General features: G+C 71.4%; 15 protein-coding genes. 4 read left to right on the top strand and 11 right to left on the bottom strand.

All coding sequences use genetic code 11. The features are described from left to right. Positions 1 to 155: 155 nt before the first annotated feature. Positions 156 to 2909, bottom strand: a complete 2754-nt coding sequence (locus tag ACIA77_RS14330; protein WP_395886307.1) for a BTAD domain-containing putative transcriptional regulator — start codon at positions 2907 to 2909, stop codon at positions 156 to 158. Positions 2910 to 2976: 67 nt separating this feature from the next. On the opposite strand from ACIA77_RS14330, the gene ACIA77_RS14325 reads away from it, so the two are divergent. Further along, the gene (locus ACIA77_RS14325) at positions 2977 to 3912 is read left to right on the top strand and encodes an o-succinylbenzoate synthase (RefSeq protein WP_395886306.1); all 936 of its coding nucleotides are present in this window, start codon (positions 2977 to 2979) and stop codon (positions 3910 to 3912) included. Positions 3913 to 4336: 424 nt separating this feature from the next. Further along, complete coding sequence (locus tag ACIA77_RS14320; protein ID WP_395886305.1) at positions 4337 to 4552, top strand: PspC domain-containing protein; 216 nt, start codon at positions 4337 to 4339, stop codon at positions 4550 to 4552. A gap of 214 nt (positions 4553 to 4766) precedes the next feature. Here ACIA77_RS14320 and groL read toward each other — a convergent pair whose 3' ends face one another. The 7 genes from groL to ACIA77_RS14285 form a co-directional block, all read right to left on the bottom strand. After that, positions 4767 to 6395 carry a chaperonin GroEL gene (gene groL / locus ACIA77_RS14315; RefSeq protein ID WP_204093030.1) on the bottom strand — a complete coding sequence of 543 codons (1629 nt, stop codon included), beginning with the start codon at positions 6393 to 6395 and terminating at the stop codon, positions 4767 to 4769. Between the two features lie 436 nt (positions 6396 to 6831). Continuing rightward, positions 6832 to 7434 carry an AAA family ATPase gene (locus ACIA77_RS14310; RefSeq protein ID WP_395886304.1) on the bottom strand — a complete coding sequence of 201 codons (603 nt, stop codon included), beginning with the start codon at positions 7432 to 7434 and terminating at the stop codon, positions 6832 to 6834. A 120-nt stretch (positions 7435 to 7554) separates the two neighbouring features. Beyond that, a complete protein-coding gene (locus ACIA77_RS14305) occupies positions 7555 to 7962 on the bottom strand; it encodes a low molecular weight phosphatase family protein (RefSeq protein WP_395886656.1) in 408 nt (135 codons plus the stop codon). Positions 7963 to 8021: 59 nt separating this feature from the next. Beyond that, complete coding sequence (locus ACIA77_RS14300) at positions 8022 to 9650, bottom strand: serine/threonine-protein kinase (protein ID WP_395886303.1); 1629 nt, start codon at positions 9648 to 9650, stop codon at positions 8022 to 8024. A 69-nt stretch (positions 9651 to 9719) separates the two neighbouring features. Then, entirely contained in the window at positions 9720 to 9926 is a 207-nt protein-coding gene (locus tag ACIA77_RS14295) for a cold-shock protein (RefSeq protein ID WP_204093028.1), read from the bottom strand. A gap of 104 nt (positions 9927 to 10030) precedes the next feature. Beyond that, entirely contained in the window at positions 10031 to 10651 is a 621-nt protein-coding gene (locus ACIA77_RS14290; RefSeq protein ID WP_395886302.1) for an AIM24 family protein, read from the bottom strand. 1 nt (position 10652) lies between these two features. Next, on the bottom strand, positions 10653 to 11330 hold the full coding sequence (locus ACIA77_RS14285; protein ID WP_395886301.1) for a TIGR00266 family protein: 678 nt from the start codon (positions 11328 to 11330) through the stop codon (positions 10653 to 10655). A 75-nt stretch (positions 11331 to 11405) separates the two neighbouring features. Between ACIA77_RS14285 and glp the strand changes: the two genes are divergently transcribed. Then, positions 11406 to 12599, top strand: a complete 1194-nt coding sequence (gene glp, locus ACIA77_RS14280) for a gephyrin-like molybdotransferase Glp (protein ID WP_395886300.1) — start codon at positions 11406 to 11408, stop codon at positions 12597 to 12599. Between the two features lie 84 nt (positions 12600 to 12683). Here glp and ACIA77_RS14275 read toward each other — a convergent pair whose 3' ends face one another. Further along, a complete protein-coding gene (locus tag ACIA77_RS14275) occupies positions 12684 to 13904 on the bottom strand; it encodes an MFS transporter (RefSeq protein ID WP_395886299.1) in 1221 nt (406 codons plus the stop codon). Between the two features lie 313 nt (positions 13905 to 14217). After that, entirely contained in the window at positions 14218 to 14769 is a 552-nt protein-coding gene (locus ACIA77_RS14270; protein ID WP_395886298.1) for a winged helix-turn-helix domain-containing protein, read from the bottom strand. Positions 14770 to 14829: 60 nt separating this feature from the next. Between ACIA77_RS14270 and ACIA77_RS14265 the strand changes: the two genes are divergently transcribed. Further along, the gene (locus ACIA77_RS14265) at positions 14830 to 15114 is read left to right on the top strand and encodes a GlsB/YeaQ/YmgE family stress response membrane protein (protein ID WP_395886297.1); all 285 of its coding nucleotides are present in this window, start codon (positions 14830 to 14832) and stop codon (positions 15112 to 15114) included. Between the two features lie 48 nt (positions 15115 to 15162). On the opposite strand, the gene ACIA77_RS14260 is transcribed toward ACIA77_RS14265, so the two are convergent. Then, on the bottom strand, positions 15163 to 15339 hold the full coding sequence (locus ACIA77_RS14260) for a hypothetical protein (protein WP_395886296.1): 177 nt from the start codon (positions 15337 to 15339) through the stop codon (positions 15163 to 15165). Positions 15340 to 15496: the final 157 nt, after the last annotated feature.

Raw genomic sequence — 15496 nt, 5'->3', positions numbered from 1 at the left:
CAGCGCAACTCGCCAGCCAACCCCCGCGCAGGCCAGCCACCGCAGGGCGGCACCAGCCCGCCGAGCGCCGCACATCACACCCACCGAGCGCAGTGCAACTCGCCAGAAGACCGTCGCAAGCTCAGCCGAAGCAGGGCGGGGCCGGCGCGGCGGGTTCAGCCGCCGACCAGTGCGGCGAGTTTGGCGCGCACGGTGTCCGCGTCGGGGTGGGACAGGTCGGTCAGGAGGCGGGCGGCGCGGAGCCAGCAGTCGCGCGCGGCGGCCGGGTGGCCGAGGCGCTGGTGGGCCGAGCCGAGCTGGGAGAGGACGTCGGCGGCTTCGTAGTGTTCGTCGACGGCGAAGAACTGGTCCACCGCGTCCGACATGCACTCGATGCCCTCCCCGTGCCGGCCGAGGCCGAGCAGAGCTTTTGCGCGCGTGGTCAGCGAAAACCGGCCCGCGCGCGGGTCGCCGCCGACCAGGGACAGGGATTCGTCGGCCAGGGACAGCGCGCGCGGGTAGTCGCCGAAGCGGGCGCACAAGTCGCCCAGGGCGCGCAGCACGTTGGCCTCGAAGCCGACCAGCCGCAGGTCCCGCACGATGTGGAGGGCCTCGTAGCCGTGGGCCAGCGCGGCGGGGTAGTCGTCCTGGCTGTCGGCGGCCATGGCGAGGTTGTAGAGCGCCCGCGCCTCGCCCAGCCGCGAGCCGAGCGAGCGCTGCAGCTCCAGCGCCTGCGACAAGTACAGCCGCGCCGACGCGTAATCGCGCACCACGCCGTCGATCACGCCCAGGCAGTTCAAGATCCCCGCCTCGCCCCGGCGATCGCCCGACAGCCGGGTGCCGCGCAGGGCCAGCTCGTTCAGCGCGCGCCACTCGTCGATGCGCCCGCGGCCGGCGAAGTACGTGAACATCAGCCACGTCAGCTGCCAGCAGTGCCTGAAGTACCGCAGCCGGAACGCCAGGTGCACGGCCGCGACCAGGTTGCCGTACTCCTCGGTGAACCACGCGAGCCCCGCGTGGTAGTCGGCGAACTCCAGGCCGCCGTCGGCCGGCTCCAGCCCCAGCGACTCGTAGATCCGCTCCGGCCGCATGGCGCGCGACGCGTTCAACGCCGAAGCGACGGAGAAGTCCAGCAACCGCAGCCGCGCCGCCGAGCGCGTCTCGTCGCTGTCGACGCGGTGACTCAGCTCCGCCGCGTACGCGCGGATCAGGTCGTGGAACTGGTACCGCCCCGGCTGCGGCTGCGCCAGTAGGTGCGCCGAAACGAGCGCGTCCAGCGCACTCGACGAGGGCTTGCCCAGCAGCACCGAGGCGACGGCCGGCGTCACGTCCGGCCCGGACGGCAGGCCCAGCAACCGCAACAGCCGCGCCGCCTCCTCGGGCAACGCCCGGTAGGAGTACGAGAACACCGACCGGATGTTCGTCTCGTCGCCGTCACCGAGGTCGAACGACCCTAGCCGGTCGGATTCCAGGGAGTCCACAAAGGACCCCAGTGGGTAGTCCGGGAACTGCGCCGCCCGCACCGCCAGGATCCGGATCGCCAGCGGCAGCCCGCCGCAGTACCGCACGAACCGCGCGGTGGCCGCCGGATCCGCGTTCACGCGGTCGACGCCGATCGCGGACGCCAGCAGCTCCACGGCGTCCGGCTCGTCGAGCTCTTCCAGCGCGATCCGCCGCGCGCCGTGCGTCGCGACGAGCCCGCGCAGCTGCCAGCGGCTCGTCACCACGACCAGGCACCCCGGTCCCGGCACCAGCGGCCGCACCTGTTCGGTGCTGTTCGCGTTGTCCAGCACCACGAGCAACCGTCGCCCGGCCGTGTGGGTGCGCCAGGTCGCGGCGCGCCCGTCGAGGTCCGCCGGGATCTGCTCGCACGGCACCCCCAGCGCGGCGAGCAGGGTTTCCAGCGCTGCCAACGGTTCCACGGGCTCACCAGGCCCGTACCCGCGCAGGTTCAGGAAGATCTGTCCACCCGGGAACCGGTCCGCGATGGAGTGTGCGAAGTGGACGGACAAAGTGGTCTTCCCCATGCCTCCCATGCCTTCGACGGAGGCGATGGGCGTCGACGTGCTGTCGTCGGCCGGCAGCAAAGCGCGCAGCGCCTTCAGATCCGCCTCGCGGCCGGCGAACGCGCCAAGGTCGGGCGGCAGCTGGTGCGGCACCTGCGGCTCGGCGGCCGGCTGGTACGGCGCACCGCCCAGCACCAACCGGTGCACGCGCTGCAGCCCCGCGCCCGGGTCGAGACCCAGCTCCTCCGCCAGCACCGCGCTGATCCGCCGGTGCACCTCCAGCGCCTCGGCCTGCCGTCCGGAGTGGAACAACGCGAGGATCAGCTGTTCGTGCAGCCGTTCCCGTAACGGGTGTTCCCGCGTGAGCCGCGTCAGCTCCGGCACGACCGCGCCGTACTCGCCGACGGCGATCAGCGCGTCGGCCCACTGCTCGCGCACGCGTGTGCGTTCCTCGGCGAGCTGGCCGGCCTCGTCGCGGTGGAGGGCGTCGGACTCGACGTTCTGCAGCGCCGGCCCGCGCCACTCCGCCAGCGCCTCCGCGAACAGGGCCGCCGCCCGCCGGTGCGCGCCCTGCTCGGCGGCGGCCCGGCCGCGAACGGTGAGCGCGCGGAAGCGGCCCAGGTCCGTCGCGTCGGAGTCGATCTCCAGCACGTACCCACCGCGCTCGGTGCGGATCACCACGGCCTCGCCCAGCGCGCGGCGCAGCCGCAGCACGTACGTCTGGAGCGCGCCCTTCGAACGGCGTTGGTCGTCGTCCCACAGCCAGCGGCCCAGCTCGTCGACGGACACCACGCGGTTGGCGCGCAGCAGCAGCCCGGCCAGCACGATCAACGGCCGGCTCCCGCCCAGCGGCACGGCGCGGCCCTCGGCCACGACCTCAGCCGGGCCGAGCACCCGGAAGTCGAGGCCGTCCACGCGTCCCATTCTGGCCGGTCACGGGCTGATCGGCACGTGACTTCCGCGCTTCGAGGGGGTGGCATGATCTGCGGTGATGAAGGTATACGCGCTGCCGCTGCACAACCGGTTCCGGGACATCACCGTCCGTGAAGGGCTCCTGCTCGAGGGGCCCGCCGGATGGGGTGAGTTCTGCCCGTTCGCGGACTATTCGGACGCCGAAAGCGTCCCGTGGCTGGCGAGCGCACTCGAAGCGAGTGAGCAGGGCTGGCCCGCGCCGGTGCGCGCTCGGGTCGAGATCAACACCACCGTCCCGGTCGTGCCGGCGGACCGCGCCCACGCACTGGTCCGGGCGTCGGGTTGCCGCACGGCGAAGGTGAAGGTTGCCGACAAGCGCTCGTCGCTCGCCGAAGACTGCGCGCGCCTCGAAGCGGTGCGGGACGCCCTCGGCCCGGCCGGCGCGATTCGCGTCGACGCGAACACGGCGTGGGACGTCGACACCGCGGTGACCGCGCTCGCCGCCCTGGACAAGGCGGCCGGCGGTCTCGAGTACGCCGAACAGCCGTGCCGCACGATCGACGAGCTGGCCGCCGTCCGCCGCCGCGTGTCCGTGCGCATCGCGGCCGACGAGTCCATCCGTCGCGCGGAAGACCCGCTGAAGGTGGCCGTCGCGGGCGCCGCCGACATCGCCGTGCTGAAGGTCGCGCCGCTGGGCGGGGTCCGCCGCGCGCTGGAGGTCGCCGAGGCGTGCGGGCTGCCGTGCGTGGTGTCGTCCGCGGTCGAGACCAGCGTGGGCCTCGCGGCCGGCCTGGCGCTCGCGGGCGCCCTGCCGACGCTCGACTTCGCCTGCGGCCTGGGCACGATGTCCCTGCTGGCGGGGGACGTGTGCACCTCGTCGCTGTCCCCTGTGGACGGTCACCTCCCCGTGCCGCGACAGGCGCCCGTCCCCGACCGGTTCGCCGACTTCGCCGCTTCGCCCGACGTCACGCAGGCGTGGCGCGCCCGGTTCGAGCGCGTCCGCGCACTGCTCTGACTCACGCCCAGGACGCCAGGTGCGCGCGAGGCTGAGTGCGAACGCAGCAGGAATCAAGTGCGGCGGAGTCGCGGGCGCAACTGGGCCGACTGTGCGGCCAAACCGAGACAGGCCTCGGGCACAGCGGGGGCGGCCAGCGTCTGTGGCGCGCCCGGCGGTGGCCGGTGATCTTCGGAGTCCCGGCAGGGGTGCACAGCCGCGCCGGTCGCTGGGTCGTCGGCCAGGCTCGCGAGCGTGGCCGGGGCAGACGGCGCCTCGGCGGCATGCGCGGACGTTGCAGGGCCGAAGCTCGCCGCTCCTCAGGTGCGCTGGGTCGGCGCGGACATCCGAATTTCCCTGAGGTCGTCTCGGGGTCGGAGTCCAGGGTTGGGGTCCGGGGCGTTCCCCGATGTGCCCGGCGGCCGCGGGGCGCAGGATTCATGGCATGACGAACAGCGTGTACACCCCGGAAACCAAGAAGCTCTACCGCAGCCGCGGCGACCGGATGATCACCGGCGTGTGCGGGGGCTGGGCCGAGTACCTCGGTGTGGACCCGTCGATGGTCCGGATCGCCGTGGTGGCCGCGGCGGTGTTGTCCGCTGGGCTGGCAGTGCCGGTTTATCTCGCCGCCGCGGTGCTCACGCCGGAGGCGGCTTCCTGATCCGCCGCGGCCTGGGGAGGGCCGCGGTTGCTGGGGGAAAACGGGGTGGCACCACCAGGAGGGGGAGAAGAAGCCCGGGCGTTGGGGAGCGTCCGGGCTTTTTCGTGTGTCCACATCGGACTCAAAGGCGAGCCGAGCAGACGGCCCTGCGCGCAAGGAAAAGCCCGGTCCGCCGAAGCGGACCGGGCTTTCCGGGTCTAGCAGCGAGGCGAACTCAGAAGTCCATGCCGCCCATGCCACCGGACGGGTCGGCCGGAGCGGCAGCAGCCTTCTCCGGCTTGTCCGCCACGACAGCCTCAGTGGTCAGGAACAGCGCCGCGATGGAGGCGGCGTTCTGGAGCGCCGAGCGGGTGACCTTCGTCGGGTCCGGCACGCCGGCCGCGAGCAGGTCCTCGTACTCGCCCGTGGCGGCGTTGAGGCCGTGGCCCTGCGGGAGGGACTTGACCTTCTCCGCCACGACGCCGCCCTCGAGGCCGGCGTTGATCGCGATCTGCTTGAGCGGAGCTTCGACGGCGACCTTGACGATGTTGGCGCCAGTGGCCTCGTCACCGGTCAGCTTCAGGCCCGCGAAAGCGGCCTCGGCAGCCTGGATCAGGGCCACGCCACCACCGGCGACGATGCCCTCTTCCACGGCGGCCTTGGCGTTGCGCACCGCGTCCTCGATGCGGTGCTTGCGCTCCTTGAGCTCGACCTCCGTCGCGGCACCGGCCTTGATGACGGCGACGCCGCCGGCCAGCTTCGCGAGGCGCTCCTGCAGCTTCTCACGGTCGTAGTCGGAGTCCGAGTTCTCGATCTCCGCGCGGATCTGGTTGACGCGACCCTGGATCTGGTCGGCGTCGCCCGCACCCTCGACGATCGTGGTCTCGTCACGGGTGATGACGGCCTTGCGGGCGCGGCCCAGCAGCGACAGGTCCGCGTTCTCCAGCTTGAGGCCGACGTCCTCCGAGATGACCTGGCCACCGGTCAGGATCGCGATGTCCTGCAGGATGGCCTTGCGGCGGTCACCGAAGCCCGGAGCCTTGACGGCGACGGACTTGAAGGTGCCGCGGATCTTGTTGACCACCAGGGTCGCCAGGGCTTCGCCCTCGACGTCCTCGGCGATGATCAGCAGCGGCTTGCCGGACTGGATGACCTTCTCCAGCAGCGGCAGAACGTCCTTGACGTTCGAGATCTTGGAACCGAAGAGGAGGATGTAGGGGTCCTCCAGCTCGGCTTCCTGGCGCTCCGGGTCGGTCACGAAGTAACCGGACACGTAGCCCTTGTCGAAGCGCATGCCCTCGGTGAGCTCGAGCTCGAGGCCGAAGGTGTTGCTCTCCTCGACGGTGACGACGCCTTCCTTGCCGACCTTGTCCAGCGCCTCGGCGATCAGTTCGCCGATGGTGCGGTCAGCGGCCGAGATCGAGGCGGTAGCAGCGATCTGCTCCTTGGTCTCGATCTGGACGGCGGCCTTGTGCAGCTGCTCCGTGATGGCCTCGACGGCCGCCTCGATGCCGCGCTTCAGGCTGATCGGGTCGGCACCCGCGGCCACGTTGCGCAGACCCTCGCGGACGAGAGCCTGGGCGAGCACGGTGGCGGTGGTGGTGCCGTCACCCGCGACGTCGTCGGTCTTCTTGGCAACTTCCTTGACGAGCTCGGCCCCGATCTTCTCCCACGGGTCCTCGAGCTCGATCTCCTTGGCGATGGAGACACCGTCGTTGGTGATCGTCGGCGCGCCCCACTTCTTTTCGAGCACGACGTTGCGGCCACGCGGGCCGAGGGTCACCTTGACGGCTTCGGCGAGGGTGTTCAGGCCGCGCTCGAGACCGCGGCGGGCGTCCTCGTCGAACGCGATCAGTTTGGCCATTGCGGTGTGGTCCTCCGGTATTGGGCGCCACCGCCGCGCGTGCTTCGAACGTCTCAGCAGCGGCGGCAGCAGGACTCTTGCGTTGGCCAGGCTCGGTGCCCGCGACGGACGACCGACCGGATGGGTCAGCCTCACCGTCCCGACCTTCAGGCGAGCGGTCCGCGACCACTCACCTGGCACTCGACGGCGCCGAGTGCCAATGCCGTGTTTAGCACTCCCACGGGGAGAGTGCAAGAACCGCAGGTCAGTGGCGGCTGATCTCGCTGGTCATGGTCACCATCGGCGAACCTGCTCGGCCGGTCGCGGTAGCAGCTGTTCCGCGCCTCGCCTTCTGCCTGCTTCCAGGCTACGGGCGCGCCCTTGGCCTCCCGTCGGAGCAGCCGCTCCTGGAACGCGATCCGCGATCGATACCCGGATCGTCGGCGGGCCGTCCGGGTCAGCTGTCGGTGCAGGAGGGCCATTTGGCTACCGCCCACTCCGTCCAGCTCGGCCAGCCCGCCGGCGGGGTGGGAATCTCGCCGCCGTGGAGTTCGGCGGCGTCGGGCACCTCGAACTGCTCCCGCCAGGCATCCAGGTCGGCCTCGCTCATCGGGAACGTCTGATGCGGTGTCGTTTCCTGGCGGAGCGCGATGCGGGCGAGCTGGACGTCCTTGTCCACGGGCAGGTAGACCACCTCGCACGATGCCCCGGCCGACCGGGCCAGCCAGCGCAGTGCCGACCGTTCATCGCGGCTCCAGAGCCCGAAGTCGAGTACGACGCTGGTCCCGAGCCGCAGCGCTTGAAGGGCGACCGAGATGAGCCGCCCTTCGAGCACCCAGCGCTTGCCGTCGGCCATCGAATCGCCGAACAGCGGGATCATCCAGTGATCCGGGGTCAGCCGCAGCGCCCGGTGGGTTGCGGCGAGCTCTTGGGCACGGGTGGTTTTCCCAGCCCCGGGGAGCCCGACCATCAGGAGCAGGGTGGCGGGCCGGGGGTGCTGCGTCGTGCTGGGTCCGGTTGCACGCGGGTGCGGTGAATCAAAACGCTGCGACTGAGACATGACTTCCCTGATCAGGCAGGATGGCCCGGCAGCACAGGAATACGAGTGACTGCCGGCAGGACACTGATCCGGCGGTACGTCATGGCACTGCCCGCGCGAGGGGGCAGGCAATGGCCGCGGTTACAGCAACCGCGGTACCGCCGCTAAGCGGCGGTTGTAGTCGTGGGAGCGCAGCAGCACATGCCTTGATCGTAGCGGACAGCCGATCCGGTGGGGACGGATATCTGTGCTGCGCATGATCGTCAGCGTTGCCGGATTCACGGAGTCAGCCGGGGCGGAGCCGGCCGAGCGGACCCTGACCCGCTCGCGGCCGCGGTGAGTGAGGAAGGCGGCTGCCATCGGGGAGCGGCCGGCGTTGTGGGCACAGACGAACAGCTCGCGGCGACCCGGAGAACCGTCGACGACGACCTGCTCACGAAGGTCTACACCAAGTCCGTACGCGCGACACCGGCAACAGGAAGATCGAAAGTTCCTTGACAACCCGCTCGACCAGGCCCGGTAGCGTTGCCGTGCCCCCAGACGAAACACCAGGTCCGGGGACACATCGGCGTTCCGCTTCTGTTCCGCAGGTCAGTGGCGAGCGGTGGTCAACGGCTCGGCTGGATGGGGATCGACGTCGGAGGGGCGTTGAGCGACGACCCGGGCGCGTTGGGCTGCGAGCCGTCCGGGCCGACCGGGATGTTCGGGGCGGTGGTGGGGGTGGTGGTGCCGCCACCGGAGTCGTCGCTGCCGAACAGGAAGATCGCGCCGACGACCAGGCCGGCGACCACGACGATCCCCAGCACGATCCACAGCCACTTCAGGCCACTGCCGCGGGATTGCTGGAACGCGCCGGCCCCACCGGCCGGCGACGGCGGGCGCAGCCGCATCGGGTCGCCGGGCGGGCCGTAACCCGGGGGCACGGCCGGGTAGCCCTGCTGCTGGTTCGGGTAGCCGTAGCCGGGGTGACCCTGGGGGCCGGGCGGGACGCCGGGGTAGCCGTAGCCGGGCGGCGGAACCTGCGGCGGGCCGCCGGGGTGCTGCGGTGCGCCCGGCCATCCGCCGGGAGCACCCGGACCGGGACCACCTTGTCCACCCGGGACACCAGGAGCGCCCTGTCCACCGGGGACACCAGGAGAAGCTGGTCCACCGGGGACACCAGGACCCGCGGGACCAGTGGGACCGCCGGGAGTGCCTTGTCCACCGGGGACACCGGGTCCGCCCGGCGCACCGGGAGCACCCGGCCACTGCCCGGCACCGTTGCTCCCCGGTCCGCTTTGCCCGTAGGGCTGTTGTCCGCCGTAGGGCTGCACGGCGGTTCCCTCCCCCTGCACCGGCGCGGGCGGTCCGTTCGGCTGAGCGCCCGGCGGGCCAGGCGGCGTATCGGACGTCGCGAGCGGGCCGAGGGCGGTGCGGGCGGCGGCGATCATCGCGACGCAGCTCGGGTAGCGGTCGGCCGGGTTCTTGGCCATGCCCTTGCGGATGACGTCGTCGACGGCGGACGGCAGCGCGACCACGCGCGCCACGGAGGGCGGTTCGCCGTTGAGGTGACCCTTGATGACGGTCGGCACGTCGCCCTTGAACGGCGGGCTGCCGGTGAGGCACGCGTAGAGCACGCAGGTGAGGGCGTACTGGTCGGTGCGCCCGTCGAGCGGTTCGCCGCGCAGGTGCTCGGGCGCGGCGTACGTCGGGGAACCGAGGAAGTCGCCGCCGCGGGTGCGGTGGCCCGTGGCGCCGCGGCGCGTCAGGCCGAAGTCGGCGACGTAGACGTGTTCGCGCGACGTTTCGCGACTGGTCACGAGCACGTTCGCGGGCTTCACGTCGAGGTGCACCAGGCCGCGGTTGTGCAGGGTGTCGAGGGCGTCGGCGACCTGGTCGAGCAGGGTCAGGGCTCGGGCAGGCGCGATCGGTCCCGACGAGATGAGCCCGGCGAGGTCACCGCCGTCGACCATGCGCATGGCGATGTAGAGCATGCCGTCGAGCTCGCCGAAGTCGTACAGCGGCACGATGTTGGCGTGGTCGATCGCGGACGTGTTGCGCGCTTCGTCCACGAACCGCTCGCGGAACTCGGCGTCGGTGCCCAGGTGGTCGCCGATGACCTTCAGCGCCACCTTCCGGCCGAGCCGCACGTCGGTGGCCTGGTAGGTCACGCTCATGCCGCCCTTGCCGAGCACCGAGTCGATGCGGTAGTTGCCCAGCCGGCGACCGGTGAGGTCCCCCGACACATCGCCTGTCACGCTGCGCAGCTTAACGCCCTGCAATCCGCAGCGATGGGGGGTTCGCCCAACCGGTCGGGCGAGGAGAACCTAGGAGACCTTGCGGACGTCCGCGGCCTGGCTTCGTCCGTCGCGGCCGGACTGGACCTCGAACTCCACGCGATCGCCTTCGTCGAGAGTGCGGAATCCTTCGGCTTGGATAGCCGAATAGTGGACGAACACGTCCGGACCCTCCGCGGATTCGATGAAGCCGTAGCCTTTTTCCGAGTTGAACCATTTAACGGTGCCGACAGCCACGGCGCCCTCCCTCAAGGACAAGATCCGCTCTCCCGGTAGCGGCTGGAACAGCAGTTCACGCTACCGGAATTACGCACTTCGGCAATGGTCAATTCGGAGATTCGTCAGGCCCGCGAAACCCGCCTGTTCCGCGCTTGGACCAGAACCGTGCCGGGCCCGGCGAAATCGAGGACCAGACCTTCGCCCGTCCGCAGCGACTGCGGGCCGCTCGGATCGACGGCGCGCAGCCGGCACTGCAACGTGTCCGGGTAGGCCAGCACGTAGTCCGGCCGCACCGTCACGAGCTCTCCCGGCTTCAGTTCGAACGAGTCGACCGGTCCCGGCGCGGTGAGCACGAGCGGACCGGTGCCGCTGTAGTGGTCGAGGAACCCGCTGTCGGCCCCGAAGAGCTGCTGCAACGGCGCCCAGGCCTGGTCGTGGCGCACCGACGCGGGCCGCGCGAGCACGGCGTCGTGGTGCACCGACCAGCCGGTGCTGCCGGTGAGCTCCAGCGGGTAGACGTCGCCGGGCCCGATCGGCGCCAGGTCCACCCAGCCGCCCTCGGCGGGCGCGGTGAACACGGACAGACCCGGTTTGCGCGAGCCCCCTCGGCCCGGCGGCGCGCCCTCGCGCACGCCGAAGCTGGTGGCGAGCATCGTGTCGGCCGCCGACTGCACGGCCTCGCCGGGCGCCAGCAGCACCCGCGCGACGCCGAAGTTGGGCGTGTGCCTCGTGTGGACGCGCATGTCAGCGGGAGGGGACGTGCGACAGGATCCAGCTGATCAGGGCGGACGGGTTGCGCGTCTGCGTGAGCACCTGCCCCGGGCCGGCGAAGTCGAACACGAGGCCCTCCCCGCTCTTCATCGACTGGATCACGCCCTTCGAAGCCTTGCGGACTTGGTACTGCACAGTGTCGGCGTACGCGACGACGTGACCGGTGTCGATCGTGACGGCCTCGCCCGGCTGCAGCGTCATGAGGTCGAGCCCGCCGTAGCAGGACACCAGCACCTGCCCCTGGCCCGTGGCGTGGGACAGGAAGCCGCCCTCGCCGCCGACGAGGTTCTTGAAGCCGCCCCAGCGCGTCTCGGTCTGCACGCCGTGCGACGACGCGAGCCAGCTGCCCTGGGTGATGCACCAGCCGGTGCGGCCGTCGAGGGTCACGGTCTGGATGTCGCCGGGGAGGTTGGCCGCGATGTCGACCCAGCCGCCGTTCTGCGGCGCGGTGAAGGTGGAGGTGAAGAAGGACTCGCCACCCAGCAGCGAGCGGCCCAGGCCCTTCATGATCCCGCCCTGCGCCTGCGACTGGACGGTCACGCCGTAGCTGGTCGCCATCATCGCGCCCGACTCGACCTGCACGGGTTCACCCGGTGCCAGTTCCAGCCGGGCCACCGCGAACGAGGGCTGGTGGCGGACTTGTACCTGCATGACTTCTCCCCTGAACCCCGACTCTTGCCGCGGGAGAGTGTTGCACGCCCGCGCGCGCGGGGGAGGATGGTCCGCGTGATCTCCGTCGACGCCTACCGCGAGGCCGTGACCGAACTGCTCGGCCGCGCGCCCGTGACCACCCTGCCCCTGGCCGACGCCGCCGGGCTCGTCCTCGCCGAAGACGTGCTCGCGGGAGTGTCGCTGCCGCCGTTCGACAACTCCGCGATGGACGGGTACGCCGTGCGCGCCTCCGACGTCGCCGGAGCGCCCGTGACCCTGCCCGTCGCCGACGACATCCCGGCCGGGCGTGTGGACGTCCAGCCGCTGGAACCGGGAACGGCGCAGCGGATCATGACGGGCGCGCCGATCCCGCCGGGGGCCGACGCCGTCGTGATGGTCGAGGACACCGACCGCGGCACCGAGCAGGTGCGGGTCTCCGCGGCCGCCACCGCGGGCGACCACGTGCGGCGCACCGGTGAGGACGTGTCGCAGGGGACGGTGGCGCTGCACGCCGGCACCGTGCTCGGGCACGCCCAGCTGGGGTTGGCCTCCGCCGTCGGGCTGGCCGAGCTGAAGGTGTACCGGCCGTTGTCGGTGCTCGTCGTGTCGACCGGCACGGAGCTCGTGGAAGCGCCGAAGCCGTTGCGGCACGGGCAGATCTACGAGTCGAACAGCGTCATGCTCGCCGCGGCGCTGCGCGAGCTGGGCTGCCGCGTGGCCGTGGTGCGCAGCGTGGTGGACGACGTCGAGGAGTTCCGCAAGATCATCGAGCCGAAGCTCGCGGACGCCGACCTGCTCGTGACGTCGGGCGGCGTCAGCGCGGGTGCGTACGAGGTGGTGAAGGACGCGCTGACCGGCCAGGGCGTGCAGTTCCGGAAGGTCGCGATCCAGCCCGGCGGGCCGCAGGGGTGCGGCCGGTGGAACGGCGTGTCCGTGGTGACGCTGCCGGGCAACCCGGTGAGCGTGCTGGTGTCGTTCGAGGCGTTCCTGCGCCCGGCGCTGCTGTCGGCGATGGGGCACACGGAGCTCGACCGCCGGCGCGTGCGGGCGCGGCTGACCGAGGCGATGACGTCGCCGGGCGGCCGGCGCCAGTTCCGGCGCGGGTACTACACGCCGACCGAGGGCCAGGTGACCGGTGTCGTGGGGCCGCGCGGTGGGCCGGGGTCGCACCTGCTGGCGGCGTTCACGCAGGCCAATTGCCTGATCGTGTTGCCGGAGGACGTTACGGAAGCCGCTGAGGGTGCCGAGGTGGACGTTTTGCTCTTGTAGGGAGCTCGCGCAGCGGCTGCAACGAGCTGTGACCGAAGCCGCCGAAGGTGCCGAGGTGGACGTGCTGCTCTTGTAGGGAACCGGTTAACGAGCTGCCGGGAAGTTCCGGTGGCGGCGCAGTGGGCTGGTGAGCAGGACCGCGAGCGAGCCGAGCTGCACCACGGCCATCGCGAAGAGCGTTTCGCGCACGCCGATCGCTTCGCCCAGCGCGCCGCCGAGGAGCGCGCCGAGCGGGATGGTGCTGTAGTTGACGACGGCGGAGCTCGCGGTGATGCGGCCGTAGAGCTCGGGTGGGCAGTACTCCTGGCGGAAGGTGCCGGCGAGCACGTTGGACCCGACGATCCCGGCGGCGACGCCCGTACCGGAGAGGATGAAGAGGACAAGACCCGCTCCGGGCGTCGCGAACGGGCCGAGCAGCATCGCGGGCGCCGCGAGCCCTTCGCAGAAGAGGAAGGCGCGCGCGGTGCCGGCTCTGCGCGCCAGCCGCGCGGCGAAAGGTGCCCCGGCGACTCCGCCGGCCTCGGCGAGGGCCAGCACGACGCCGGTGGCCGTCGCGCCGAGGTGGAGGTCGTCGACGAGGAAGACGACCTGGATGGCCGCGTACCCGTCGAGGGCGAGGTTGGCGATCGCGGCGGACGCGACGAGCGTGCGCAGGTACGGGTCTTTCGCCAGGAACCGCAGTCCTTCGGCGATTTCGGCGCGGAGCCGGGTTTTCGCAGGCTCGGGCCGGGGTTCCCGCTTGCGGACCCGGTGCAGGCAGAGCACGGAGATCGCGAAGCTGACGGCGTTCGCCAGCACCCCCGTCACCGGTCCCGCTGCGGCGGCGAGCAACCCGGCGAGCCCCGGCCCGGCCACCTGGGCGGCGGATTCGCTGCCCTGGAGCTTGACGTTGGCCTCGAGCAGCCGGTCCTTCGGCACAAGCACCGGCAGGTAGCCCCGGTAGGCGAGGGAGAAGAACACCTTCGCGACGCCACCCACCAGCGCCGCCGCGAGCAGGAACGGCACGGACAGCACGCCGGTCACGTACGCGAGGGGCACCGCCGCGAAGGTCAGCGCGGAGACGACGTTGCAGACCAGCATCACGCGCCTCTTGCGCCACCGGTCCACCCACGCCCCGGCCGGCAACGCCACCACCAGCCACGGCGCCCACGCAATCGCCGACAACGCGGCGACCTCGAACGTGCTCGCGTGCAGGACCAGGAGGGCCGTCAGCGGAAGCACCGTGTCGGCGACCGCGCTGCCCAGCGCGCTGATCGTCTCGCCGGTCCAGACGAGACTGAAGTCGCGATCGCGCCGGAGACTCACCCGCGTTCTCCTGCGCGAACCGGTTTCGGTTGCCGCGCAACAACTTCCCGCGACCAACCCCGCTGCCGCGCCCAGCCCCACCACCCAGCGAGCCCCCGCCCAGTCCTAGGGGGACGGCCCTTGTCCAGTATATCGCGCCCCACCGGCAAAACCGCCTGCTCAGCCAGGTTGTCCACAGGGGAGCCGAGTTGTGGACAACCCCATCTCTCGACCAGATCGACCTGACTAGCCGGCTCGAGTGCGACTCCCAGCTCCACCAGGCCGTCCAGGCCGGCCACCTCGACCACGACAACCGGCCCGGCCGCCTGAACCGTCACGGTTCAGCACGAAAACCGCGCGCGAACAGGAACACCGGCTGCCGCTCGATTCCGTCGTCGGGCGGCTCGCGGTCGGCGTACTCCGCGAACAGCGCCAGGATCCGCGAGCTCAGCGAAGCCAGCTCCGCGGGCGACAGCCGCGCCCACGTCTCGTTGGTGAACCACGAGTCCCGCCATTCGGCCGGCGCGGTTTCCAACGCGGACAGCCACGAGCGCGACAGCGAAGCCTGCCGGTCGAGCGCGACGGCCTCCGCGGCGTCGCCGACGGGATCCCCGACGAAGTCCGAAGTGGACCACGACAGCGCCCCGTCGGGGCGGCGCCACCAGCGTTCGCGGCGGTCGCGCGCCAGCTCCGGCGCCTCTTCGACCAGTCCGGCGCCCGCGAGCACCTTCAGGTGGTGGCTGACGTTGCCGACCGCGGAGCCGAGCGCAGCGGCCAGACCGGACGCCGTCGCCGGGCCGTCGAGGCGCAGGACGTCGAGGAGGCGGCGGCGCAGCGGGTGCGACATGGCGGTCAGCACCCGGGAATCGCGAATCTCGTGGACCACGATGCACAAGAATAGTTGTACAACATCTCTTGTGCAATGGCCGCCAGGTACCCTCGCCCCATGGGCTTCTTCACCTGGATCATCTTCGGCGCGCTGGTCGGCTGGCTCGCGAACCTCGTGGTCGGCGGGCCGGAGCGGCGCCGGCAGGGGTGTCTGGTCAGCGTGCTCGTCGGCGTGCTCGGAGCGGCCCTCGGCGGCTTCATCTACCGCCTCGCGACGGGTGAGCAGCAGCGGTTCGAGTTCGACTTCCCCAGCTTCGGCGTCGCGATCCTCGGCGCGATCGTGCTGCTGGCGCTCCTGCGGCTGATCAGCGCGATCGGCCGGCGACCCAGTGACCGTTTGTAACGGTTTGCCCACGAACCGTCAGTAGCGTCCCCGAAACCCGTAAACTACTCAGTTCCGCGTCCGGGTGCATGCGTCGTCGGGGGATGCATGCACCCGGCCCGCCCTGGCGGCCTCCCGGACCACGCGCACGGCAAGCGCCGTGTCCACGAGCACGGGCATCGGCGCGGCGGAGATCTCCCGTCGCCAGGCGCACAGCAGCTCGAAGAGCGGATCGGGCACGGACATCGCTTCCTCGACGGTTTCGGCTCGGGCGCCGGGCCCGAACGGCTGGTACTACTGGGAGTTGTCGAGGAATTCGACTCGTCGTTACCGGTTTGTGGGCATGCCCACCCGCTGCGGGGAAACCCTTGCGGGGGAGCGCCCGCCAGCCCTGGGCGTGTCC

The organism is Amycolatopsis sp. NPDC051903, from assembly GCF_044452505.1.
Taxonomy (GTDB): Bacteria; Actinomycetota; Actinomycetes; order Mycobacteriales; family Pseudonocardiaceae; genus Amycolatopsis.
This window is presented reverse-complemented; position numbering and strand designations above follow the sequence as displayed.

What these genes read in the sequence shown, in the direction of transcription:
- ACIA77_RS14330 (WP_395886307.1), bottom strand. Translation starts at nt 2,909, where the DNA reads ATGGGACGCGTGGACGGCCTCGACTTCCGGGTGCTCGGCCCGGCTGAG.
- ACIA77_RS14325 (WP_395886306.1), top strand. Translation starts at nt 2,977, where the DNA reads ATGAAGGTATACGCGCTGCCGCTGCACAACCGGTTCCGGGACATCACC.
- ACIA77_RS14320 (WP_395886305.1), top strand. Translation starts at nt 4,337, where the DNA reads ATGACGAACAGCGTGTACACCCCGGAAACCAAGAAGCTCTACCGCAGC.
- groL (WP_204093030.1), bottom strand. Translation starts at nt 6,395, where the DNA reads ATGGCCAAACTGATCGCGTTCGACGAGGACGCCCGCCGCGGTCTCGAG.
- ACIA77_RS14310 (WP_395886304.1), bottom strand. Translation starts at nt 7,434, where the DNA reads ATGTCTCAGTCGCAGCGTTTTGATTCACCGCACCCGCGTGCAACCGGA.
- ACIA77_RS14290 (WP_395886302.1), bottom strand. Translation starts at nt 10,651, where the DNA reads ATGCGCGTCCACACGAGGCACACGCCCAACTTCGGCGTCGCGCGGGTG.
- ACIA77_RS14285 (WP_395886301.1), bottom strand. Translation starts at nt 11,330, where the DNA reads ATGCAGGTACAAGTCCGCCACCAGCCCTCGTTCGCGGTGGCCCGGCTG.
- ACIA77_RS14265 (WP_395886297.1), top strand. Translation starts at nt 14,830, where the DNA reads ATGGGCTTCTTCACCTGGATCATCTTCGGCGCGCTGGTCGGCTGGCTC.
- ACIA77_RS14260 (WP_395886296.1), bottom strand. Translation starts at nt 15,339, where the DNA reads ATGTCCGTGCCCGATCCGCTCTTCGAGCTGCTGTGCGCCTGGCGACGG.